Raw genomic sequence first — 22,191 nt, 5'->3', positions numbered from 1 at the left:
TCCTTATCGTTGCGCTGAACGGGATGGGCCGGAAAGGCAGTTTACAGCGGTGCGCACTGTCCATTGGTGGCCACGAGGTCACGGATGCCTTGCTCGTCACCCTGGGCCTTGAGGCCATTCAGCAGTTCGACGGTGATCGGTGTGCCGTCCGGCGTGGTGGTGACCGGCGTGAAATCGGCAGAGGGCGAGGGCAGGTTGCTCGCGGGGACGGCCCCGGCAGCCGGACCAGCGGCCATGACGGCACCGGCGGCGGCTCCGTCGTAGGAGACGACGGCGTCACTTGCCTTGGGCGTGTTGGACGACGCCAGGACTTCCTGGACCTTGGAGTGGATCAGGTCGAAGTCCGGAACTGTGGAGAAGGAGGCATCAAAGTCCGGCGGGCCGATGGTGAGGCGCTTGACGGGCTGGTTCTTGGACTTCAATGCCAGATCAACAAAGCTGCCCAGTTGGTTGGAAGAAATATTGGAATCCACCACCTTGGTGCCGGCGTTCGCGATGTCCTCGAACTTGGTCAGGAGGGTGGCTGGGTCCAGTTGCTTGAGCATGGCCTGCTGGACGCACTGCTGGCGCGCAATGCGGGCGTAGTCGTCCACGAACTCGCGGGAACGGCCATACCAAAGGGCATGGAAGCCATCCAAGTGCTGGTCGCCTGCGGCGATCCAGCCGTCAGGCATACCGTGGATGCCGTTGGCCTCGTCAGTGACGGGACCGCTGATGGGCACCCAGCCGCCGGCCTTGATCCGGATGCCACCCATGGCGTCGATGAGCTTGGCGAATCCATCCATGTCCACCAGGACATATGCCTGGACGGTGATGCCCAACGTGCCGGACACCGCTTCCAACGTGGCTTGGGCGCCGGGATCGGCAACACCCGGGTACAGGTCCTGGTAGTTGTTGGTGACTTCGGTGTTCACGGCGTTGATGAGGCATTCGTCGCCGCAGTTGTAACCCTCGGGGTAGACCTCGCGCATCGGCGAGCCCTCGCTGAACTGGGCATTCTGAAGATTGCGGGGGACGGAGATGATGGCGCTTTCACCGGTTTTCGCATCGACGCTGATGACCGACAAGCTGTCCGGGCGGCGGCCCGTCCTGTCATCTCCGGCGTCGCCACCCATCATGAGGAAGTTGTAGCGCCCGTCCACAGGATCGATGGCCGGACCGGCGTTGAAGATGCTGCCGATCGCGTTGCGGCTCACGTTGAGGACGTAGGCGATGTACCCCAGGGATCCGCTGGCCAGGACGGTGGAGACCGCCACCACCACGGCAATGATGGGCCGCATGCCGGGTGCCAGGAGTGCTGGCCGGATGATCCGCAGGGTGTTCAGGAACAGGTAAGCCCAGCCCAAAGCCAGGGCCACCAGGACCACGATGATGACCAGGGAACCCACAGGGTGGGTGAAAATGCTCAGCAGCATGGTCCGGTTCAGCAACGCAATGAGCAGAGTGACCAGCACCAACGCCCACACCGTGAGCGTGACGCGCAGCGCCACCCTGCCAAGTTTGCGGTCTCCGGCCACGATTTGGGCACTGCCGGGGATGAAGAGGGTGAGGAGGACCAGCACAAAGGCGCGTTTGGTCCGCACCGGAGCGCTGGCCCCGGACGGATAGCGGACGGGATCAGTCAGGGCGGAACCGGGCTGAGTCTGGGTCTTGTGCATGGTGGTCAACCGCTGCCTTCCTAGCGGGAGCTCCGCGCTGAAGCGTTGGCAGGGGAGAAGACTTCCTCCACTTTGTGGCGCAGGTTTTCGCCCTTCTTGGTGGCCACGTCGTTCAGCTCCTGCGCAAAGGCGAGGAGGTCGTCGCGGAGCTTCGCGGCAAGTTCGTCGGTTCCCGATGCCAGCATCCGGACGGCGAGGAGTCCTGCATTGCGGGCGCCTGCGATCGACACCGTGGCGACCGGGACGCCAGCGGGCATCTGGACGATCGACAGCAAGGAATCCATGCCGTCCAGCGTCTTCAGGGGAACCGGAACACCGATCACCGGGAGCGGCGTCACCGACGCCAGCATGCCGGGGAGGTGGGCTGCACCTCCGGCGCCGGCGATGATGACCCGCAGGCCGCGTTCGTGGGCGGTCTGGCCATAGCGGATCATCTCCGTGGGCATGCGGTGCGCGGAAACAACGTCGGCCTCGAACGGGATGCCAAACTCGGCCAAAGCGTCGGCAGCGGCCTCCATGACCGGCCAATCCGAATCCGAACCCATCACGAGCCCTACGAGCGGGGCTGTTGATTCTGGCGTCATGCGGTCTCCTCAAGGGTGGTCTGCTCCGGCTTGCGGCCGTCACGGATGATGTTGGCCACAACAGTGGCGCGCTGGCGCACGGAGTCAACGTCGGAAACCGAGCTCCCAACGAGGTTTACGTGCCCGATTTTCCGACCGGGCCGGACGGACTTGCCGTAGGAGTGAACTTTCGCGGCCGGCTCGTAGGCCAAGGCCAAGGGGAAGGCCTTGAAAAGATCCTGGTTGTCTCCGCCCAGGAAGTTCTTCATGACCGTCACCGGGGCCAATGCATCGGTAGCGCCCAGAGGAAGGTCCAGGACCGCGCGCAGGTGCTGCTCGAATTGGCTCGTGATGGAGCCGTCCTGAGTCCAGTGACCGGTGTTATGCGGGCGCATGGCGAGCTCGTTGATGAGGAAGCCCGCTCCCACTCCGGGGGTTTCGAACAGCTCGGCGGCCATGACGCCCGTGACGCCCAGCTCATTGGCGATGCGAAGCGCGGCTTCTTCCGCGGCAGCAGCCACTTCCACAGGAATGTTCTGTGCAGGTGCAATGACTTCGTCGCACACACCATCCACCTGGATGGTGTGGACAACGGGCCAGGCTCGGGATTCGCCGCTGGGGGTGCGGGCAACCAAGGCCGAGAGTTCGCGGCTGAACTCCACCTTCGCCTCAGCCAACAGCGGGCTCATCGCCTGGAACCAGTCCTCGGTTTCCAAGGCATCGTCCGCGGAATCGACGATCCTCACGCCTTTGCCGTCGTAGCCACCGCGAGGCGTCTTCAGAACAACGGGCCAGCCAATCTGGTCGCCAAAAGCGACGAGCTCGTCGACAGTGTGTACTGCGGACCACTCCGGGTTGGGGAGACCGAGGCGGTCGATCGCAGCCCGCATGACCAACTTGTCCTGCGCATTTACCAAGGCATCGGGTCCAGGCTGGACGTTGACGCCGGCATCCAACAGCGCCTGCAGGTGTCCGGTGGGGACGTGCTCATGGTCGAACGTCAGCACGTCCAGGCCTTTGGAAAATTCAAGGAGGGCGTCCAGGTCCTTGTAATCGCCGATCGGGGCAGTGGCCACCGCGGCCACGGCCGAAACGTCCTCACCCTCAGCCAAAACGCGGAGTTCGAAGCCCAAGGCGGTAGCGGGCGGAGCCATCATTCGTGCGAGTTGGCCGCCGCCAACAACGCCAATTACTGGAAAAGTCACAATGTTCAGCCTACCGAACCGGCGGCACGTTGACTGATTTGCCGCTCTTTCGGTGCCGTCTTATAGGATCTGAAGATGCCCGATAACGGCTGAACCGGTCGCAGTATCGGCGTTCTCACAGCCTTCTACGGGGCAACGCTTGGAAATCGGCGCTAAAATGGGTTTGGCCCATCGGCCCATTTTTCAACGGCCATGGAGGGTCATGATCACCACACTTGCAGATCGCATCCGCGGACTCGCGTCGCTTTTCTGGCGTGAGGTAGCCAAATTCGGCGCCGTCGGCGGTGTCGCCTTTGTTATTGACTCGGCTGTCTTCATCTGGCTCTTCTCGGGCCCTATGCATGGCAGCGAGGTCTGGGCGAAGGCTCTTGCGACGATCGTGGCAAGTGTGTTCTCGTGGGTGGCCAACCGCTTCTGGACATTCCGCCACCGCAAGCAGGCCAACGTGGTTCGTGAAGCAGTGTTGTTCGGCGTGATGAACGTCATCGGGCTCCTGATTGCCTCGGGCTGTGTTTGGTTCGCGAAGTACATCCTTGAACTCAATGACAAGCCGTCGCTCTTCATCGCTGGAAGCGTCGTCGGCCTCATCCTGGGCACCATCTTCCGCTTCTTCGCTTACCGCTTCTGGGTCTTCAATGAAGAACTGGATGCCGAGCCGGCCTACTCCCACGACCACGAGATCCTGGAAGTGCACCACAAGCACAAGACTGTCGCGGAAGCCGCTTCCGCCAACCCGGCAACCGGCGAGGTCCCGTCCATCAAGAACGTCTGATCTCCGTGGCTTCCGGCGCTAGGGTCGGCTGACGCGCTCGTTCTCCAGGAGATGCTCGGTGACCTCAAGGTCCGGATGTACCAGCACCACCGAACCGTCTCCTTTCCATGCTCCCAAGGATGCGGACAGGCAGGATTCCAATCCGTCGGCAGCGCGCACCAGCAGCCTGACGCCGGGTTCCTGGGCTGAGGCAAAGCCTTCAATGAGGGCTTCATGGGAGAGTGCCGAGGCGCCCCTCACAGCCGGCAGTTCCGCCTCTGGTTCGTTATGGGCCATGAAGACGTCGCCATGGGAGCGGACTTCGGCCGCATAATCCACGACGCCGGATGGCAGCTCACCCGGCCAGCGCATCGCAAGTGCCGCGAGGGGTACGGCGACCACCGCGTCAAAGCCGGCCCCGGCGCCGTCGGGCTTGTCCGTGACCAGAAGGTCCGCGGGGGTTTCGTCGAAGACGACCTCCATCCCAAGCTGCCACGCCGCCAAAGCCCACACGAAGGACTTCCAGTGCGCGGGAAGGTCCAGTCGTACGGCCATCCCCGGCTCGGCGTCCAGCTCGTCCTGCAGCAGGTTGCTGGTTTTGGCCACCCAGTTGTCCAGCACCCGCCCTGAGAGTTCCACGCGTTCGGAGTCGGGGCCGTACCAAGTCAGTCGTGGTGACGTTGAATGTCCTGACCTCAAGGCGGTCATCAGGGTCGCTGCCGGGATGCTCATGGCTCAATCTTGCCACGGGGCCCCTGCCTGGTCGCGGTGGAATGTGAATTGGCCCACACTGCCGTTACTCCATACGGTGGACGTCGTGGGGCGGGTTTGCGAATTCCGCGGAAATTCAATGAAAGTTCATGTAAATCGATGCGTGACTACCGGTTGCCGCGGGCGCTGGCGGGGGCACGTCCAAAAATGATGGGCGTGGCGCGTCCCACTTTTCTACAGTTTCTTGATTATTATCCCGGCGCGGCTTGACTGGTGGGTAGTTACACGCGTGTAATTAGTAATCAACGCCGCTGCACAGATGACCGGAACGCCACCGGGAATCGGAAATTCATCCAAGCAGCAGCTGCAAACTCAGGAGGGACGCCATGGGGCAAGCGTTGCGTATCCAGGAAGATGCAGTCGTCGCAGAACATGCGTCGGTGAAATACCGTTCGCGGGAAGTACCGGGGGACTGGTACGTAGACCCAGCGGATCCGGAAGCGGCAGACCGCTACAACCAGAATGTGCAGGAGTCTTTGGAGGATCAGGCAACTGCCCTCCTGGCGGCACACGAAGCATTGATCGGCGACCTGCCTGCCGGGCCGGACGACGACGTGGACGACCCTCCCATGGAGCTGCGCCGTCCGCTTGAAAATCCGGGGCAGTCCGTATGGATCGGCCTTCCCAGCCAGGGGGACTTCGATGACGAAGGTGAACTCGGTTGGCAGACGGACGCGCTGTGCGCGCAGACGGACCCGGAAGCATTCTTCCCTGAAAAGGGTGGATCAACGCGGGACGCCAAGAAGGTCTGCGGGGCGTGCAACGTGCGTTCGCAGTGCTTGGAGTACGCCCTCGCCAATGACGAGCGGTTCGGTATTTGGGGCGGACTCTCTGAGCGGGAACGTCGTCGGCTAAGGAAGCGAGCGGTCTAATTCTCAAGGAAGTGCACGTTACCGCCGTCGTGGTTTCCCACGACGGCGGCAACTATCTCCCCAGGACATTGGCGGCATTGTCGGACCAGACGCGTTCGGCAGATGCCGCCATTGGCATTGATACAGGTTCCACGGACACCTCATTGGACTTGCTCCGCGAGGCCTTTGGCCAGGGCAATGTCACCACCTTCCACCACGCGAAGTCCGGCTTCGGTGCAGCTGTGCAAGCAGGCCTGCAGGAACTGGCTCCGGCCAGGGCGGCGATTGACGACACCGCCAAGGAAGGCAGTAACGCCCGGGAAGCCGACTCCGTCAGGTGGATCTGGCTCCTGCATGATGACGCAGCTCCGGCGCCCGACGCGTTGGCGGAGCTTCTTCATGCCGTTGAACGTGCCCCTTCGGTTACCGTGGCCGGCTGCAAGCAGCTCGGGTGGAACAACAAACGGCATTTGGTGGACGTGGGGCTCTCGACCAGCCGCTGGGCCGAGCGCTTGACGTTGATTGACGCCGACGAAGTGGACCAGGGCCAATACGATGCCCGCACAGACACTTTCGCCGTGAATTCTGCCGGCATGTTGATTCGCCGGGACGTGTGGGAACAGCTGCAGGGCTTCGACCCCGCGCTGCCCGGCAGCGGCGATGACGTCGACTTCTGCTGGCGCAACTGGCTTTCAGGCAATCGCGTGGTGGTTGTCCCTAGCGCGAAGATGTTCCACGTGGAGCACCGACCCCACGGTCTGGGCACCTCCTCGGCCGCGCGCAAAGCCCAGATCCATATGCGGCTCAAGCACACACCCTGGTGGAATGTTCCGTTTCAAGCCGTTGGTGCTCTGTTCGGGGCCGTAGTTCGCTTGTTGCTGAGCATCCTGGTCAAGGAACCGGGCTACGGCTTCTCCCAATTCACATCCACCGTCGCTGCGTTGGCCCGCCCCCGGGCCATAGCGAAGGGCCGCCGGGTTGCCGCCAGGACGCGTCGTGTCCACCGGTCCGTGGTTCGTGGCCTGCAAACGCCCACCCGTGAGGTCCGCGCCAACAGGCGGTCCCTGTTGGAGGCAATCCGCCCCAGTGACGAAACCCCGGCTGTTTCGGACCTGCTGGCGCCCGAACCCAGCGGCGATGCTGCTGACGACTTCGCGGCGCTGGCCACCAACGAACGTGGCTGGGTAGGAACCGGCGCTGTTGCGGCAGCCTTGGTAGCCCTCGCCGCAGCACTTGTGGGCTTGCTGGGCCTGCTTCGCTCCGGCACTGTGGCCGGCGGGGGGCTCCTTCCTTTGTCCACATCACCCGGTGACATTTGGTCCAACGCTTCGACCTGGTGGATTTCCCTCGGCGCAGGACTTCCCGGGCATGGCGACCCCTTCGGCTACGTCCTCTGGCTGTTGTCGCTCTTCGGTGGCGGCGACGGCAATGCGGCCACGGCATGGCTCCTGATCCTGGCCATGCCCCTGTCCGGCATAGGGGCATGGTTCGCCGCCGGTGCCCTGACCACCAAGCGACGCTTCCGTACCGTAGCCGCCTTGGCATGGGCCGGCGCGCCTGCACTCCTTATCTCCATCAACGAAGGCCGCGTCGGTGCCTTGGTGGCACACATGATGATGCCGCTGCTTCTTCTGGCCCTGTTGCGTGCCTCCGGATCCGCCATAGGGCAGGGGCATTCGCTTGCCGGCACGGCATTGAGCAGGCGGCCCACGCCCATTACGGGCAAGCCGGGCATCAATGGAACACCGTCGTGGACGGCCGCCGCTGCTGCCGGCCTGGCGATGGCCGTTGTCACAGCCTCTGCACCATCGTTGCTGGGCCCAATCGCCGTTGCCGTGATTCTCGCCGCGGTTGTCCTGGGACAACGGGGTAAAACACTGTGGTGGTCGCTTTTGCCCACTGTTGCCTTGTTCCTACCTTTCGGGCTCTCCGTACTCGACAGGCCGCGCTCGTTGCTCGCCGACCCGGGACTGCCACTCACCTTTGAGGCGGCGCCGTTGTGGCAGCAGCTTCTCGGTCAGCCGTTGGCGTTCGACATCGACGGCGGCATCACCGGTCTGCCGTTCTTTGGCCCTGGCGCTGTGCCCTGGGCTTTGTTGCTGGCTCTGCTGGTCAGCGCTCCAGTCCTGATCCTCGCCATAACGGCCTTGTTCCTCCCCGGGAGGCGCACCGCACTGGCCAGGGTCTTCTGGCTGGCCGCGTTGGCCACCCTGGCGAGTGGCTGGTTGGTGGGGCATGTGGCCACAGGGGTCAACAACAACGTGATTGTTGGACCGTTTACCGGCCCGGCCGTCTCGGCAGCAGGCATGGTGCTGCTCGGTGCTGCCGTCATCGGTGCCGACAAGCTATTTGCCGCGCCGCGAAGGACCCCGGATTCCGCCCGTCGGAAGCTACCGGTCCGGCATGCCGCGTCTGTAGTGGTCATGACGCTCCTTCTCGGAGGCCCGCTGGCAGGCATGGGTGCCTGGGCAGTCCAGAATGTCCTCCAGCCCTCACCGGCGCCGGGGGCGACCACAGCGCCAAGGGCTACCGAGCCGGCGTCGAGCCTGGGCTCCGAACGCCAGGTCTGGCCGGTGGATTACGGCACCCTGCCAGCCACCGCCGTCGACCGCGGACAGGGCCCCGAGCGCACGCGGACGCTGGTCATCACCAGTGGCGAGCAGGGGGCCTTCACGTCGTCCCTGATGCGGGGCGCCGGTACTACTTTGGACAGCCTGTCCACCATCGCCTCCGCCAGGACCATCATCGGTGCCCCTGGGCGCGAGGAAATCGCCGACGATGACGCTGCCACCGCGTCCCTCCGCAGGGCCGTGGCCACCATCGTGGCAAGCACAGGGGTTGACCCCCGTGCCGACCTGGAACAGCTGGGTGCCGGCTTCGTGGTCCTCAAGGCCGCGGATAGCGCAGCCCAGCTGACTGCCAGCAGGATCGACGCCGTCCCGGGGCTCGTTGCTGTCGGCCAGACCGACGCCGGATGGCTGTGGCGCGTCACGCCGAGGAACCAGCCTGCGGCAACTGCCGCGGATACGACGCACCGTGTGCGGATTGTGGACTCCCAAGGCGCGATGGTGGGTTCGCTGCCCTCCGAGGAGGTCTCCGTGGACGCTGCCGTGCCCGCAGGCGACGATGGCCGCAAGGTGGTCCTGGCCGAGCGGTCCGATCCAGGGTGGGCCGCGTGGGTGGATGGCCGCCAGCTGAAAGCCACCACTTCCGGATGGTCGCAGGCCTTCGAACTCCCAGCCAGTGGAGGCGACCTGGAGATCCGCTACACCAACCCCTGGGCCCTGTGGGTCGGGATCCTGCAGGCCGTGGTGATCGGATTGACGGTCCTGTTGGCCGTTCCGATGCCCGCACGCCGCACGCGCACCGGCATGTCGAGGGACGAAGTCTCCCTCCGTAAGGAGTACAGCAGTGTCTGAGGACCAGAAGCAGCCGCTCGACGCGAAAACGTCCCGCAGCGCCAGCAAAGGCTCCCGGAGCTCCAACAGGGGCGTTATCACGGGGGTCCTCTCCGCCGTGGCAATCCTGGCGGCAGGTGGAGGCGCTGTTGCCGCTGCGTCGATGGTGCCCGAGCCCTCCGGCGGAATAACCATGGACCTACGGCAAGCGGACGTCCCAGCGGGCCGTGCCTTGGGTGTTTGCCCGGAACCGGCGAGGCTGGTGAACGGGACCGTTGTGGGAACTGATGCCGACTTCAGCCCTGTGTCCACAACTGCAGCCAGCGCCCTCAACGCCGTGGTGCTGAGCAACCCGGCGGGTACAGTTCCCGGAAGCAAGGTGACCTCGCTGGGCGGCGATGCGGTGGAAGAAATAGCGAAGGCTCCCACCGGCACCCCCACCCCAACGGCAGGACCACCCGTGCTGGCCGCCGGAGTGGCCTCCGTGAGTCCGGTGACGTCGCCAACAGTGGTGACGTCCGATCCTGTGGGGAACGAACAGGCGTCCCTGGCGGCCAACCTCAGTTACTCCGCCACCGACGGCGACCTCCGCGGACTGGCCTCTGCCCAGTGCCAGCCATCGGGAAATGACGCATGGCTGGTGGGAGCAAACACATCAGTTGGCCGTACCGCCGTGCTGAACCTGAGTAACGCCTCCGAAACTCCAGCCACAGTCAACCTTGAGCTCTTTGGCAGCCAGGGCCAGATTCAGGCGCCCGGTGCACGCGGCCTGTTGGTGGCTCCTGGAACCACCCGATCCGTGAACCTGGCAGGGCTTGCCCCCGGTGAGACACAACTGGCCGTCCACGTGCGCAGCACCGGCGGCCCGGTGGCCGGAACCATCCAACAGAGCGTGCTGCGCGGCCTCGCTCCCGGCGGCGTTGAGTACTTGTCACCCGGTGCCGGGCCGTCCAACCAGCAGGTGATGTCCGGCGTCGATATCCAGGACCCGGCGGCCACCAAGGCACTTGCCGGCAAGTCCGGCTTCTCGGACGCTGTACCAGCCCTCCAAATCGCCGTCCCTGGATCCACCGATGCTGTGGTGCAGGTCAGTCTTTACGGCTCCAATGGTGAACGCAAAATTCCCAACGGGGGAGTGGTGACAGTCAAGGGCGGAACGGTGGCCACCATGAACCTCGATGGCATTCCGGCAGGCAGCTATACGGTCAAGGCCACATCCGACGTGTCGTTCGTGGCATCAACCCGCGTAACCCGTGGAGCCAAGGCTGAGGAGGCAACCGACTTTGCCTGGTCACCGGCCTCGGCCCGCCTCGGCAGCCAACACCTCGTGGCGGTTCCCCGGGACGGCCTAAGGTTCCTGAGCTTCGGCGTACCCGAAGGCCGCGGCACGGTCACCTACGCTCCTGTGACGGCTGATGGGAAAGTCGGCAAAGCCGTGGACGTCGATATGTCCGGAGGGACCACATCCATGATTGAACTTCCGGCAAAATCCGGGGACGCGCTCATAGCGGGCTACGTGGTGTCCGCATCTGGTGATCCGGTGTATGGCGCGCTTGTCCTCGGCAAGGAGGGCCGGGCCGATGTCTCGGTCGTGGCAATCCAGGACGCGGCCGCAGGCCTCGAGAAAGTTCCGGTGTCGGTGGGCTACTAATCCACTGGGGCGGACCGCCCGAGTGGGTTGCCGCCGTCGTTATTGATATCGACGGCGGTACACCGGGTCCAGGGTCTCCGGCGGTACGCCGAGCATTTCGGCGGTGTACTCCACCACGACGTCGTGGACAAGATCCTGCAGTTCCTCGCGAGTCGCGGACCCTTGTTCCACCACCCGACGATAAACCGTGATCATGGGGGCCTCGCCACGGCCGCCTGGTGTGTAAGAGCCCATGGGGGCGGCGTTCCCGGCAGCGACGAGTTGCTCCAAGTTGGGCGGAATTTCATCCACGGCAAAGAGGACGCCATCCAACTGCTTGCCCCACATGTCCTGGAGCCGCTCCGCAGAGTCCAGCACCATGTCGTCGAAGCGCTCTGAGCGTGTCCGGAAGCCGGGAAGATTAGGGAGCATCAGTTCTCCGCGCAGTCCGCGTCCGTGCCGATTGCGCCGGCGCCGACGAAAGCCCCGCACGCTCGAATCGGCATGTTGCTCCACCTGATCGCCATCGGCGTCAGTCCACCGGATGGTGAACCCGGGAACATGTGGCTGTGACTGCATATATCGACTTTAGTCGCGAGGAACCGCCAGCGCGACATCTCTGCCGGTACCGCGCCGCGGATGTTGCTGCAGCCGTTGACGCCGCATGTTGTTGGTGGGCCACGGACGCCCAATGCACGAAGTAGGTGCCAAGTGGCGCTAATCTGGGATGTTGTGGGTGCTATTCGTCAGTGTTCAAGGTCAGCCTGCCGCCAGTCTGCGGTGGCCACTTTGACGTACGTGTACGCAGAGTCAACCGCAGTCCTCGGTCCGCTCGCCACGTATGCGGAACCCCATGCCTACGACCTTTGTTCGCAACATGCGGAAAGCCTGACGGTTCCGCGGGGCTGGGAAGTCCTTCGCCTGGCGATGCCCACTACTCCGCCCGAGCCCGGGCCGGATGACCTGCTGGCACTTGCCAATGCCGTCCGTGAGGCAGCCTCCGCTGCGCCGGAGACACCTGCCCGGCACAGCCATGCTCAGATGGAGCCGCCCGCCGGCGTCGAGGGAACCCGCCGCGGCCACTTGCGAATCCTCCGCGAACCGTCGTAGCCAGCCCGTCCGGGAGGCTGCGTTCGGCAGCGGGACGCAAATCGTCGCGGTGATCCAAACGGGATGATGGTGCGCGGTAGGCTGGAATCTGCAGATAAATCCGCCAGCGGCGCCACGCCGGCGCCACCCAGGGAGCATCATTCATGCCAAAGGTCAGTCCTGAACTGTTGTCCATCCTGCGCTGCCCCGTGACGGGTTCACCGCTGGTCCAGGAGGGCGAGGAGCTGGTCTCCACCGCTGCCACTGCGGACGGTGAAAAGCTCCGCTACACGATCGAGGACGGCATTCCGCTGCTCCTGCCTCCGGAACTGCTGGCGGCGGCCAATGCCGCCACCTCCGGCCAGCACGATTCCAAGGCCTAAACACTTCTGTTTCCCAAACTCGCACGGTACTCCTAAGGATTTCCATGACTTTTGACTTCAAAGTGGCCGACATCACCCTTGCGGAGGCAGGCCGCCACCAGATCCGTCTCGCCGAACACGAAATGCCGGGCCTCATGTCGCTCCGGGCAGAGTTCGGCGCCTCGCAGCCGTTGAAGGGCGCGCGGATCGCCGGTTCGCTCCACATGACCGTGCAAACAGCCGTCCTCATCGAAACCCTCACCGCGCTGGGCGCGGAGGTTCGCTGGGCATCCTGCAACATCTTCTCCACCCAGGACGAAGCCGCTGCCGCCGTCGTCGTCGGGAAGGGCACGCCGGAAGACCCGCAGGGTGTGCCGGTCTTCGCCTGGAAGGGCGAAACCCTGGAGGAATATTGGTGGACTGCGGAGCAGATCCTCACCTGGCCCGGCGCCGACGCCAACCCGGAGTTGGGTCCCAACATGATTCTCGACGACGGCGGAGACGCCACGCTGCTGCTGCACAAGGGCGTCGAGTTCGAAGCCGCTGGTGCCGTTCCGGCCGCCACTGAGGAAGATCCCGAGGAGTACGTCCTTATCCTGGACCTCCTCCGCAGGACCCTCGCCGCAGATCCGCAGAAGTGGACGCGACTGGCTGCCCGCATTGAGGGCGTCACGGAGGAAACCACCACGGGTGTCCACCGCCTGTACCAGCTCGCTGAGCAAGGCAAGCTGCTGTTCCCGGCCATCAATGTCAACGACTCCGTTACCAAGAGCAAGTTCGACAACAAGTACGGCATCCGCCATTCCCTGCCGGACGGCATCAACAGGGCCACCGACGTCCTCATGGGCGGCAAGGTCGCCGTCGTCTGTGGTTATGGCGACGTTGGCAAGGGCGCCGCAGAGGCGTTGCGGGGCCAGGGCTCCCGAGTGATCGTCACCGAGATCGACCCCATCTGTGCCCTGCAGGCCGCGATGGACGGTTACCAGGTGGCGAAGCTCGAATCAGTGCTGGCGCAAGGTGACATCTTCATCACCACCACGGGCAATAAGGACGTCATCATGGCCGAGCACATGCTCGGGATGAAAAACAAGGCGATTGTGGGCAACATCGGGCACTTCGACAACGAGATCGACATCGCAGGGCTCGCGAAGATCCCCGGCGTCCAGAAGGTGGAAATCAAGCCGCAGGTCCACGAATGGGTCTTTGACGCCGGCACGGATTCCGAGCGGTCCATCATCGTGCTGTCCGAAGGCCGTTTGCTGAACCTTGGCAATGCCACGGGACACCCGTCGTTTGTGATGAGCAACTCGTTCGCCAACCAGACCATCGCTCAGATCGAGCTCTGGACCAAGAAGGACCAGCCGGCAGGTGAGCGCGAGTACCAGAAACAGGTCTACGTTCTTCCCAAGATATTGGACGAGAAAGTGGCTCGCCTGCACCTGGACGCCCTCGGCGTCGAGCTGACGGAACTGAGCAAGGACCAGGCCGACTATCTGGACCTGGATGTGGCAGGCCCCTACAAGCCGGAGCACTACCGCTACTAGCAGCCCCGCGAAACCCAAAACGATGGCGAAAGGCCGGACGCGCGAGAAGCGTGGCCGGCCTTTCGGCTAGAATTGGGTGTTCAGTATTGCTTGCCGGGGGACAGGAAGACGGGAACCATGACGGAAGTCGCCAAACGGAAAACGGGCAAGATCCTTGCCATCATAGGGATCTGTGCCGCCATTGCCGTGGGCGGAATCGGAGTGGCCACGGTGCCGGGACTCCTCGCCGGCTCCACACAGGGTGCAACGGAAAACCCGTCACCGGCTCCCACCGTGGAGGCGAAGCCCGTGGAGCTGGGCATCACCCCCCTGGACGGTGCAGTGGAATGGAACCCGGTGGTGGGTCCTCAAATCAAAGCGGTCAACGGCAAAGTCAAGGACGTCGTGCTGACTCCCGTTGGCGGAGGCACGCCCGTTCAAGGCAAGACCAGCCCTGATGGCAGCACGTGGACCACGCTGGAAGTCCTGAAGTTCAAGACCCAGTACAACTACTCCTTCACCGTGGTGGATACCGCGGGGAAGGAAACCAAGAAGACCCAGACCTTCACTACAGTTTCTGCCGCCTACGAGGCCGACGCTTCCATTTACCCGCGCAACGGCACCACAGCAGGCTCCGGCCAACCGATCGAGATCAACTTCAGTGAGCCGGTAGTGGACAAGGCCGCCATGGAGAAGCGCGTCGCCATTACCGTGTCTTCCGGCCAGCCGGTGGCCTGGCACTGGTACTCGGACAAGAAGGTCCGGATCCGCCCTGAGGCGTTCTGGGCTTCCGGAACCACCGTCACCGTCGACATGAAGCTCCTCGGCGTCAACTTTGGCAACAACATGATCGGCAACGCGGACGTGGTCTCCACCTTCACCACCGGTCCCCAGCGCGTGGCTGTGGTGGACGACAACACCAAGACCATGAACGTGTACTCCGATGGCCAACTGGTGCACACTGCGCCTGTGTCACTCGGCGGCGAAGACTGGCTTTCGCCGACGGGCTACGCAGTGATCATGGAGCAGGAACGGCATTCCAACTTCAACGCCGGGACCATTGGGCTCAAGCCTGGCGACAAAGGATATTACCCGCCCCTGGTGGTTGAGTACGCCAACCGTTTGACGTGGTCCGGCGTGTACGTGCATCAGGCCCTTGAAGCTGCCTGGAGTTCCATTGGCGTGGCCAACGTTTCCCACGGCTGCGTAGGCCTGCTGCCGAAGGACGCCGCCTGGTTCTTCAACAACATGAAAACCGGCGACGTTGTCCAGATCCTGAACACAGGCGCCCCTCCCGTAGAACCTTTGGAGGGCTTCGGGGATTGGAACATCCCCTGGGCGAGCTACGCCCAGCGGTAGTCCTGCTGTTAAGATCGTTGCAGTGATTATTTCCTGCGCGCTTTGACCCAAACCCTGTGTGCTGACCCTGCGTTGGCCCTCCATTTTGTGCTGCCATCTTTGGTGATTCCGGGTGTCCCGATGGGGAACCCGCTGACGGGTTCCCCGGTTCCTTCCACCGGACCCTCTTTCATCACCTGGAGCACGCATGACCATTTCACCCACCCTTCGCCCGGACTGCGGCAACTGTTTTGCCCTTTGCTCCACCGCCCTCGGATTCGCCCGCTCGGTTGACTTCGCGATCGACAAACCGGCAGCCACGCCCTGCCCGAACATGGCCGAGGACTTTTCCTGCGCCATCCACCAAAGCCTGAGGCCCCGTGGTTTTCGAGGCTGCACGGACTTTGACTGCTTCGGCGCGGGCCAAGTGGTGTCCCAACACACCTTCGAAGGAACCAGCTGGACTCAGGACCCCTCGACCAAGTCCTCGATGTTCGCCGTGTTCAAGGTGGTGAGGCAACTCCACGAGATGCTCTGGTATTTGGTCGAAGCCCAGCAACGCACCTTCGATCCTGATCTCGCAGTGGCCGCGGGGCACCTGTCCGATCACATAGCAGCCACCGCCCAAGGTGACGCCTCCGCAATTCTGGGTGCCGACGTCGAAACCTTGCACAGCGAGGTCCGGCACCTCCTGATGGAGGTCAGCGAAGAACTGCGAGCCTCCTATGGAGCCGAGGACCAGCAGACTCCCGACGGCGGCCCCCGGGACGGCGAATTGAGTGGCGCCGACCTCATGGGTGCCGACCTTGCGAACCGCCGACTGTGCGGAGTCGACCTCCGCGGTGCCTACTTGATCGGAGCGCGGCTGAGGGGCAGCGACCTTACCGCGGCGGACCTCCTGGGCGCCGACCTCCGAGGAGCACAACTCCACGGTGCGGACCTTTCAAGGGCCCTCTATTTGACCAATTCCCAAGTCAACTCCGCCGAAGGCGACCCCAACACACTCCTGCCCCCGCGTATAGCGAGGCCGTCTCATTGGACGTAGAACGGAGAGGTTGGTGCGAGGTTCAGGCCTAGGTAAACGGCAACTTCCGCAACCGTTCGCCGACGGTCGCGTTCCTCTGCTCCGCCTGCCGCAGGCGGGCGAGTTCGCGGTTGCGTCGTTCCCCGAGGACGGCACCGATGTAGTCCTCGGGGATGGTCCACGCCGGCGGGGGAGGGGCCACGTACCGGGCGAGTTCCGATGCCAGGGAAGCAGCCATGTTGACGCGCGACGCCGGCGCCATGAGATAGGCCTGCTGCACGAAGGTTCCTGCCCGGCGGGCGGTGGCGTCCGGGACCCTGCCGATGTCTGCCATAGCCACCCATGATTGCAGATAGTGGGGTGCCACCGGCATGATGCGGGGCTTTGACGGTACGCGTTGGCGGAGTGAATAGGTGCCGGCAACGATGTCGCCGAGGCGTTTGGACTTGTCGTTGAACAGCGCTACGCCGATCGCCAGGCCGCCGAAGGTCATGTAGATCTCCAAGAAACCGATGAGTCCGCGGATGACGGCATGCCGGAAGCGGATGGAACCGCCGTCGTCGCGCACAATGCGCAATCCTGTGGCGAGCTTGCCCAGGGACCGTCCGCGGGTGAGTGTCTCGACGGTGACGGGAACGATGACGACGGAGAAAACGATGCTGCTGAGGACGAGGGCCTGGATGGCGGAATCGTCAAGGTCGCGGGAGGCGGCGCTGATCAGGATGATGAGGAGGACGGCGAGGAGAACCTGGGAGATGACGTCGAGGATGAGCCCCAGTGCCCGGGCCGCAAAAGACGCGGGGCGCAGCTCAAGGACCACTGCCTCGCCTGTGATGATCGAACTCATGCCAGCCCCCATGCTTCGCAAACTCCGCGGGCGTTCGGCGGGCCCGCACCAACGAGTCTAGCGGCGGTTCAGGCCCCGCGGGTGGAGACAAGCGCTAGGGTGGTGGCGTGGACATCGATGCCTTCTCGGCCGTACATGGGGACAAATGGTCGCGGCTGCACTTCCTGGCGCACAAGCGCCGACTCACGGGAGCCGAGGCGGACGAACTGCTGCGCCTGTACCAAGCGGTGTCCGGTCATTTGTCCTTGATCCGTTCGGTGGCTCCGGAAAGTGGGATGTCGGCCTCCCTGTCCGCGGCGTTGGCCCAGGCCCGGACCAGGTTCACCGGGGCACGTTCGAACTTCATGGAGGATTTGGCGCGGTTCTTCGTCATTTCCCTGCCAGCCGCTTTTTATCGCATCCGATGGCTAACCCTGTGGTGTGGGCTGGCTTTCGTCGTGGTGGCTGGAGCGTATGCCCTGTGGATCGGTACCTCACCGGAGGCGCTACGGGCGGTGGCCAGCGAAGCCAAAGTGCAGCAGTACGTGGAGGAAGACTTCATTGACTACTACTCGGAGAATCCTGCGGCCTCGTTCGCTGGTGCCGTATGGACCAACAACGCCTGGATTTCTGCCCAAGCCGTGGCGTTCGGCATCACCGGATTCTGGGTACCGTTCATCCTCTTCATGAACGCGCAGAGCTTGGGGCTGGCAGCAGGTCTGTTCCTTGCCACAGGGAAGATGGATGTTTTCTTCAGCTACATCCTCCCTCACGGCCTGATGGAGCTCACCGCCGTGTTTATTGCCTGCGCGGCGGGGCTGAAGATTTTTTGGGCCATGGTTCGGCCTGGTCCGCGAACCCGGCTGCAGGCGGTGGCTGATGAAGGGCGTTCCCTGATCACGGTTGCCTTGGGGCTGGTGCTGGTCCTGCTCATCTCGGGGATTGTGGAAGGCTTCGTGACACCCAGCCAGCTACCCGTGTGGGCCAAGATCACGATAGGTGCTTTGGTGTTGGCCGCTTACTGGGCCTATACATTGATTCTCGGTGGCAGGGCGGCCCGCGCCGGAGTCACTGGGGACCTGGATGCCAACGACGCCGGATACCGCAGCATCGCGGCCTAGAGCTTACAGTTGCGTTTCGATCTGGTCGCAGCCGGGGTGGCACCGCGTGTCTGCGTAAAGCCGGGCGGTAGGCTCGAATGCAGACAAGAGAGCCGGCAGCAAGCAATCGCCGGTGGATGCCTACGGAAGTGAACCCGCTGTGAGCGACAAGAGCCCAAAACCACAAGAACCGGACACGGATCTCCACGAGGACCCCAACGAACCGGCCTTCGACTGGATGAAGCCTAAGACGTCCAGCGGTACTTCTGCGGCTACGCCTGCCACTAGCGCTACGCCTGCCACGGGCCAGCCGGAAAGCCGCGCCGACCGGAAGGCCGCCGAAGCAGCCGACGTCGAGGCCGAGCCGCCACTGTTCGCTGACACACTCGCAGGCGCTTCGGCAGACAAGCAGCCCTCACACTATTCGGAACCCCTGCCGACGTCGGCGCTTCAGGTCCGTCCGCCCGAAGACGAAGTAGCCCGCCGCAATGCAGAACGCGAGCAAGCAGCCAAGGTAAAACCGATCGGTCCCCGGATCTTCCAGGTAATGTTGGCCGTTTTCTACCCGGTGATCCTCTTGGTGCTGGCCGTTCGTGCGGTGACCAGTCCGCTGTTCCTTTGGGTGGAATACAACCGTCCGGGTTTCCCCGGCGACGGTTACGGTTTCAATACCGATGACCGCATGACCTACGGTTCCTACGCTGTGGACTACCTGAGCAACTGGGCAGGTCCCCGATACCTGGGCGGCTTGGTCAATCAGGACGGGGCCAAGCTGTTCAAAGACAGCGAAGTCTCGCACATGGCCGACGTCAAGCTCGTCATTCTGTCGTCATTCGGCGCCGGGCTGCTGCTCATCATCCTCAGCATCATCGCCATCATGTACCTGCGTAAGCGGAGCAACGGCGGAGTACGTCGCGGTCTTTTTGCCGGCTCCATCGTGACGCTGTTGATCATCATTGGCCTCGCCGTCCTGGCAGTACTGAGCTGGCAGCAGTTCTTCACCGAGTTCCACCGGATCTTCTTCGCCAACGGCACCTGGACGTTCTCACTGGAGGACACTCTCATCCGACTCTTCCCGGGGCAATTCTGGGTTGATGCGGGCATCGTGATCGGCGCCCTGGTGTTCCTCGCAGCGACTGTGACGTTCATCCTCACCTGGCCCACGCGGAAGCGCCGGGGGCTGGCGTCCCAGCAGGAGCCCGAGCAGGCTGAAACGTCCGCGAAGCAAGCCGACGAGGAGCCCGAAGCGGCTGACATCCGCCAAGAGGCGACCGAATCCCGCCGTTAGGACACGGCCGAAAGGACACGAAGCCGCGTATCTCGGCCTGTGTCCGTTCCGGGGTTACTGAGCCATCGCGAAGGCCATTTTGATCCTGAAGTGGCGAAGGCCGAATCCTGCAGAGTAGACGGGGGACTTGGCCGGGATAGTGAGCAAGGACAAGGCCGCCAGCATGGCGACTTGAAAGCTCCAGATCCCCAGGAACAGCGCGATGCCCGTGTGGAGCGAAACGCCAAGGGCAAACCAGAGCAGCCGGTACCTGACAGGCGTCAGCAACGTCACTGCCAGGAGCAGCTCGATCAGGAGTGCACCCCACGACATGGCGAGGGATATCACCGGGTTATCCGTCAGCAGGGCAAAGGCATCCTTGAGGGCTCCGGAAGGGCCGAAGAAACCCGAGCCGATGTAGTAGAGGGCCGAGCCCTCGGCCCACTCGGTCTGAAACATCTTTCCGGTCATGGAGTAGAAGTACAACACCGAGACTTGGATTTTCAGGGCGGCCAGGGAAACAACAGCAATGCCGGCCCGGTGTTGCAGGCACCAGGATCCCGCCCTGGCCCGCGACCAGTGGTTCAGTCGTGGATCCGTGAAGCAGATCGGAACCAACAGCAGTGCCAGGTTTGACGTAATCTGGTCCCCGCCGTCCGGGATTGAGATACCCGTTGCCACGCTGAAGGCCACCCACGCATGCAGGACCCCCGTGAGCTGGGGCAAGACCCCGGAAATCACCAGCAACAGGATGACCACGCCGAGTGCCTTGGCGAGGCCGAGCTGCTCATGCGGAATGACACAGAACAGGCCGAACGATTCAACTCCGCGGCAGAGTGGATAGTTGCCTACGCCAAGAACTGGCCGGAATAGTGCGTCGTTGCTCGTGAAAATCAACGTCAGCAGGGTGCCTACAGCCAGAACGCTCCGCATCATGCCCATGAAGGGCGACCAGACCACAGACAGCGTGATTCGCGGAATCTCCACGATGGTTGAGAGCTTATTGGCCATTGCAGTCCACACGCAGCTTGATGACCTTGTCTGCCTTTTCCCTCATTGGCGTTTGGTGCCTGAATGACCAGGGCACGGGGGTGGTCTGCACGAGTACGACATCACCGCAAAGCGTGGGGGAGGTAACGGTATTGGTAACGACAGACGAGGGTGTGTCATGCACGAGTTCCGCGCATTCCTGTAGGACCGGGCTGGAGCAATCCATCCAATTCCCGGCCCCGGACCCACCGGATACCAAGGCGACCTCAACGCCTTGGGCGCGGCCTTCCCGGCTGACACCAAAGAGGTTCTCCACCCGGGTAGTTGGAAGTTTGCTCAGCGACGTAAAGGAGCCGTTGGCATCTTCGCGGTACGGAGCAACGGAAGGATCGCGGGGCGACTTGGAAAAGAAGGCCCACCCTTGAGGCATGGCTGACACGGCGTTTGGTTTCACTTGGTCAAAGTAGGGCAGCGTCAGGATCGTTGAAGGAATTGACGACAAAATGGAGTACGTCCCAAGGACCAGGAGGCCAACTACGGGGGCCAGCACATGAAGGGGGCTTACTTGCGGTCCCTTTGAGGGTGTCCATCCAGCAGCGGGGACACCCTCAACGGTGTGTACGGAGGTCATGTATGGGGCCGGGATCAATCCTGCGACAGGGCCGCTGTGAACTGGGAGATGCTGTTCTCGCTCTCCAGTTGTGAACCCGCGGTGCCCGCGGAGGGCCAGAAGGCCACTTTGGCGTACACCACCACGACGGCGGCAGCGGCAACAGAGACGTTGACGCCCACTGCGTAGTTGACGGCCGCGGCGACATCCCATACTGCTGCGGCCCAAATGAAGACAGGGACGGCCGCCAAGGGGTTTGCGGTGTCTGACTTTGCCAGTGCCGTAACCTGCTGCGGTTCAGACTTCAGGAGGTCCGTCATGATCTTCTGAACTTGCTTGAATTTCGCATCAACCCGCAGCACATCGCCACTGGTGAGGGCTGCGTGGAGGGTGGCGAAGAATTGAGGACTCTTGGCTTCGATGGCAGACACCACCGCGTCTGCTGCCTGGACTTGTCCCTCTTGGTTGGCTGCGGACTGCGCGAATTCTTCGTAGGAACCATCGTTCAGCTTTTCCCGGACTTCAGCTACCTGTGGTCCGACGCCAAAGTAGATTGCCTTGAAAAGCCCTTTGCCTTCGGACGTGGCATCCTTTACTACATGCCGCGTGACGGCGTGGGTTTGCGGGGGTGCTGCCGAGGCGACTCCGCTTGAGCCCAAGGCGATGGCCGCGGTCAGTGCCACAGCTCCTACTGACAGGGGCCAGGTTCGTTTCGACAATTGGTTCTCCTCTTTTAGTGGTTTGCTTCGGTCAGAACACGAATGAGCTGTTCAGGGCGGTCCGTGCTGGCGATGACGGTCTTACCGCTTTTCATCTCGATATTGATCTCGGGACCGCCGACGAGGTACCCGACCATGCCGGGCCCCATGTATCGGAATCCGTACCCACTGGGACCGGCCGCGTTGTCCGTGGTCAACGTCGCGATTTCATCCCTGGGCAATGTCCGTTTGAAGATGTCGCAGAAGGCGATCACGACGTTCTGCGAGTCGACCTTGACGGTGACAGTCATGAAGGCGATGAATGAACCAGCTGCGGTGGTGACCAGCGGTGCGAAGAGCACTTCCGGTGTGTTGTTCAGGACGATCAGCACGAACAGCACCGGGCCCAGCGCAACCATCGTGAAACCCGCAATTCGCGGTATCAAGGCAGCCCGGACACGCGAGTAGTAGAGCGCCGGTGTCGGTATGCCTGATGGTGTTGCCATGAGTTCCCCTTTGAACGTGTGGTTCGTGAGG

The 22,191-nt window shown here is 63.2% G+C and carries 21 protein-coding genes; 11 read left to right on the top strand and 10 right to left on the bottom strand.

Annotated elements, in window-relative coordinates:
* Positions 1-41 precede the first annotated feature (41 nt).
* From FQP90_RS00300 to FQP90_RS00290, 3 genes are read right to left on the bottom strand one after another with little or no spacing between them, the layout of a single operon-like run.
* Positions 42-1,658, bottom strand: a complete 1,617-nt coding sequence (locus FQP90_RS00300) for an LCP family protein (protein WP_144648066.1) — start codon at positions 1,656-1,658, stop codon at positions 42-44.
* Between the two features lie 20 nt (positions 1,659-1,678).
* Positions 1,679-2,242: a 5-(carboxyamino)imidazole ribonucleotide mutase gene (gene purE / locus FQP90_RS00295; protein ID WP_144647551.1), complete on the bottom strand. Its 564-nt coding sequence runs from the start codon at positions 2,240-2,242 to the stop codon at positions 1,679-1,681.
* Positions 2,239-3,426: a 5-(carboxyamino)imidazole ribonucleotide synthase gene (locus FQP90_RS00290; protein ID WP_144647549.1), complete on the bottom strand. Its 1,188-nt coding sequence runs from the start codon at positions 3,424-3,426 to the stop codon at positions 2,239-2,241. Before FQP90_RS00290 ends, purE begins: the two co-directional genes overlap by 4 nt.
* Positions 3,427-3,628: 202 nt before the next feature.
* Between FQP90_RS00290 and FQP90_RS00285 the strand changes: the two genes are divergently transcribed.
* The gene (locus tag FQP90_RS00285) at positions 3,629-4,198 is read left to right on the top strand and encodes a GtrA family protein (RefSeq protein ID WP_144647547.1); all 570 of its coding nucleotides are present in this window, start codon (positions 3,629-3,631) and stop codon (positions 4,196-4,198) included.
* An 18-nt stretch (positions 4,199-4,216) separates the two neighbouring features.
* On the opposite strand, the gene FQP90_RS00280 is transcribed toward FQP90_RS00285, so the two are convergent.
* Positions 4,217-4,909, bottom strand: a complete 693-nt coding sequence (locus FQP90_RS00280; RefSeq protein ID WP_144647545.1) for a TIGR03089 family protein — start codon at positions 4,907-4,909, stop codon at positions 4,217-4,219.
* 365 nt (positions 4,910-5,274) lie between these two features.
* Between FQP90_RS00280 and FQP90_RS00275 the strand changes: the two genes are divergently transcribed.
* Genes FQP90_RS00275 through FQP90_RS00265 form a run of 3 tightly spaced genes read left to right on the top strand, consistent with a single transcriptional unit; the run spans position 5,275 to position 10,848 of the window.
* Positions 5,275-5,820 carry a WhiB family transcriptional regulator gene (locus FQP90_RS00275; protein WP_144647543.1) on the top strand — a complete coding sequence of 182 codons (546 nt, stop codon included), beginning with the start codon at positions 5,275-5,277 and terminating at the stop codon, positions 5,818-5,820.
* Positions 5,821-5,831: 11 nt separating this feature from the next.
* On the top strand, positions 5,832-9,218 hold the full coding sequence (locus FQP90_RS00270) for a glycosyltransferase family 2 protein (protein WP_144647541.1): 3,387 nt from the start codon (positions 5,832-5,834) through the stop codon (positions 9,216-9,218).
* Positions 9,211-10,848, top strand: a complete 1,638-nt coding sequence (locus FQP90_RS00265) for a DUF5719 family protein (RefSeq protein WP_144647539.1) — start codon at positions 9,211-9,213, stop codon at positions 10,846-10,848. Before FQP90_RS00270 ends, FQP90_RS00265 begins: the two co-directional genes overlap by 8 nt.
* Before the next feature lie 39 nt (positions 10,849-10,887).
* Here the strand turns inward: FQP90_RS00265 and FQP90_RS00260 are convergent, their stop codons facing one another.
* Complete coding sequence (locus FQP90_RS00260; RefSeq protein WP_144647537.1) at positions 10,888-11,406, bottom strand: metallopeptidase family protein; 519 nt, start codon at positions 11,404-11,406, stop codon at positions 10,888-10,890.
* A 153-nt stretch (positions 11,407-11,559) separates the two neighbouring features.
* Here FQP90_RS00260 and FQP90_RS00255 point away from each other — a divergent pair, with 153 nt between their 5' ends.
* The 5 genes from FQP90_RS00255 to FQP90_RS00230 all read left to right on the top strand — a co-directional run bounded on the left by FQP90_RS00255 (position 11,560) and on the right by FQP90_RS00230 (position 16,184).
* On the top strand, positions 11,560-11,937 hold the full coding sequence (locus FQP90_RS00255; RefSeq protein ID WP_208759909.1) for a DUF3499 domain-containing protein: 378 nt from the start codon (positions 11,560-11,562) through the stop codon (positions 11,935-11,937).
* Positions 11,938-12,080: 143 nt separating this feature from the next.
* Entirely contained in the window at positions 12,081-12,299 is a 219-nt protein-coding gene (locus FQP90_RS00250; RefSeq protein WP_144647533.1) for a Trm112 family protein, read from the top strand.
* 44 nt (positions 12,300-12,343) lie between these two features.
* The gene (ahcY, locus tag FQP90_RS00245; protein ID WP_144647531.1) at positions 12,344-13,822 is read left to right on the top strand and encodes an adenosylhomocysteinase; all 1,479 of its coding nucleotides are present in this window, start codon (positions 12,344-12,346) and stop codon (positions 13,820-13,822) included.
* A 117-nt stretch (positions 13,823-13,939) separates the two neighbouring features.
* A complete protein-coding gene (locus FQP90_RS00240) occupies positions 13,940-15,160 on the top strand; it encodes a L,D-transpeptidase (RefSeq protein WP_144647529.1) in 1,221 nt (406 codons plus the stop codon).
* Positions 15,161-15,347: 187 nt separating this feature from the next.
* Positions 15,348-16,184 carry a pentapeptide repeat-containing protein gene (locus FQP90_RS00230; protein WP_144647526.1) on the top strand — a complete coding sequence of 279 codons (837 nt, stop codon included), beginning with the start codon at positions 15,348-15,350 and terminating at the stop codon, positions 16,182-16,184.
* A 28-nt stretch (positions 16,185-16,212) separates the two neighbouring features.
* Here FQP90_RS00230 and FQP90_RS00225 read toward each other — a convergent pair whose 3' ends face one another.
* Complete coding sequence (locus FQP90_RS00225) at positions 16,213-17,010, bottom strand: RDD family protein (protein WP_144647524.1); 798 nt, start codon at positions 17,008-17,010, stop codon at positions 16,213-16,215.
* A 107-nt stretch (positions 17,011-17,117) separates the two neighbouring features.
* Between FQP90_RS00225 and FQP90_RS00220 the strand changes: the two genes are divergently transcribed.
* Together FQP90_RS00220 and FQP90_RS00215 are read left to right on the top strand one after the other, a co-directional pair.
* Positions 17,118-18,110 (top strand): stage II sporulation protein M, encoded by a 993-nt coding sequence (locus FQP90_RS00220; RefSeq protein WP_208759895.1) that lies wholly within the window; start codon positions 17,118-17,120, stop codon positions 18,108-18,110.
* A gap of 139 nt (positions 18,111-18,249) precedes the next feature.
* Positions 18,250-19,377 carry a TIGR01906 family membrane protein gene (locus FQP90_RS00215; protein ID WP_244296402.1) on the top strand — a complete coding sequence of 376 codons (1,128 nt, stop codon included), beginning with the start codon at positions 18,250-18,252 and terminating at the stop codon, positions 19,375-19,377.
* A 54-nt stretch (positions 19,378-19,431) separates the two neighbouring features.
* On the opposite strand, the gene FQP90_RS00210 is transcribed toward FQP90_RS00215, so the two are convergent.
* Genes FQP90_RS00210 through FQP90_RS00200 form a run of 4 tightly spaced genes read right to left on the bottom strand, consistent with a single transcriptional unit; the run spans position 19,432 to position 22,160 of the window.
* Positions 19,432-20,367 carry a sporulation-delaying protein SdpB family protein gene (locus FQP90_RS00210; protein WP_144647523.1) on the bottom strand — a complete coding sequence of 312 codons (936 nt, stop codon included), beginning with the start codon at positions 20,365-20,367 and terminating at the stop codon, positions 19,432-19,434.
* Complete coding sequence (locus FQP90_RS00205) at positions 20,357-20,977, bottom strand: SdpA family antimicrobial peptide system protein (RefSeq protein WP_167510383.1); 621 nt, start codon at positions 20,975-20,977, stop codon at positions 20,357-20,359. The genes FQP90_RS00210 and FQP90_RS00205 overlap by 11 nt, the downstream gene beginning before the upstream one ends.
* Before the next feature lie 14 nt (positions 20,978-20,991).
* On the bottom strand, positions 20,992-21,675 hold the full coding sequence (locus FQP90_RS23190) for a hypothetical protein (protein ID WP_167510382.1): 684 nt from the start codon (positions 21,673-21,675) through the stop codon (positions 20,992-20,994).
* Positions 21,676-21,689: 14 nt separating this feature from the next.
* Positions 21,690-22,160: a hypothetical protein gene (locus FQP90_RS00200; RefSeq protein WP_144647518.1), complete on the bottom strand. Its 471-nt coding sequence runs from the start codon at positions 22,158-22,160 to the stop codon at positions 21,690-21,692.
* Positions 22,161-22,191: the final 31 nt, after the last annotated feature.

The organism is Paenarthrobacter nitroguajacolicus, assembly GCF_007786235.1.
Taxonomy (GTDB): Bacteria; Actinomycetota; Actinomycetes; order Actinomycetales; family Micrococcaceae; genus Arthrobacter; species Arthrobacter nitroguajacolicus_A.
Note: the sequence above shows the minus strand (reverse complement) of the source record. Positions and strands in the feature narration are given on the sequence as shown.

Bases quoted from the DNA above. Each gene is read 5' to 3' on its own strand.
- FQP90_RS00300 (WP_144648066.1), bottom strand. From the start codon at position 1,658: ATGCACAAGACCCAGACTCAGCCCGGTTCCGCCCTGACTGATCCCGTC.
- purE (WP_144647551.1), bottom strand. From the start codon at position 2,242: ATGACGCCAGAATCAACAGCCCCGCTCGTAGGGCTCGTGATGGGTTCG.
- FQP90_RS00285 (WP_144647547.1), top strand. From the start codon at position 3,629: ATGATCACCACACTTGCAGATCGCATCCGCGGACTCGCGTCGCTTTTC.
- FQP90_RS00280 (WP_144647545.1), bottom strand. From the start codon at position 4,909: ATGAGCATCCCGGCAGCGACCCTGATGACCGCCTTGAGGTCAGGACAT.
- FQP90_RS00275 (WP_144647543.1), top strand. From the start codon at position 5,275: ATGGGGCAAGCGTTGCGTATCCAGGAAGATGCAGTCGTCGCAGAACAT.
- FQP90_RS00260 (WP_144647537.1), bottom strand. From the start codon at position 11,406: ATGCAGTCACAGCCACATGTTCCCGGGTTCACCATCCGGTGGACTGAC.
- FQP90_RS00250 (WP_144647533.1), top strand. From the start codon at position 12,081: ATGCCAAAGGTCAGTCCTGAACTGTTGTCCATCCTGCGCTGCCCCGTG.
- ahcY (WP_144647531.1), top strand. From the start codon at position 12,344: ATGACTTTTGACTTCAAAGTGGCCGACATCACCCTTGCGGAGGCAGGC.
- FQP90_RS00240 (WP_144647529.1), top strand. From the start codon at position 13,940: ATGACGGAAGTCGCCAAACGGAAAACGGGCAAGATCCTTGCCATCATA.
- FQP90_RS00230 (WP_144647526.1), top strand. From the start codon at position 15,348: ATGACCATTTCACCCACCCTTCGCCCGGACTGCGGCAACTGTTTTGCC.
- FQP90_RS00225 (WP_144647524.1), bottom strand. From the start codon at position 17,010: ATGAGTTCGATCATCACAGGCGAGGCAGTGGTCCTTGAGCTGCGCCCC.
- FQP90_RS00210 (WP_144647523.1), bottom strand. From the start codon at position 20,367: ATGGCCAATAAGCTCTCAACCATCGTGGAGATTCCGCGAATCACGCTG.
- FQP90_RS00205 (WP_167510383.1), bottom strand. From the start codon at position 20,977: ATGACCTCCGTACACACCGTTGAGGGTGTCCCCGCTGCTGGATGGACA.
- FQP90_RS00200 (WP_144647518.1), bottom strand. From the start codon at position 22,160: ATGGCAACACCATCAGGCATACCGACACCGGCGCTCTACTACTCGCGT.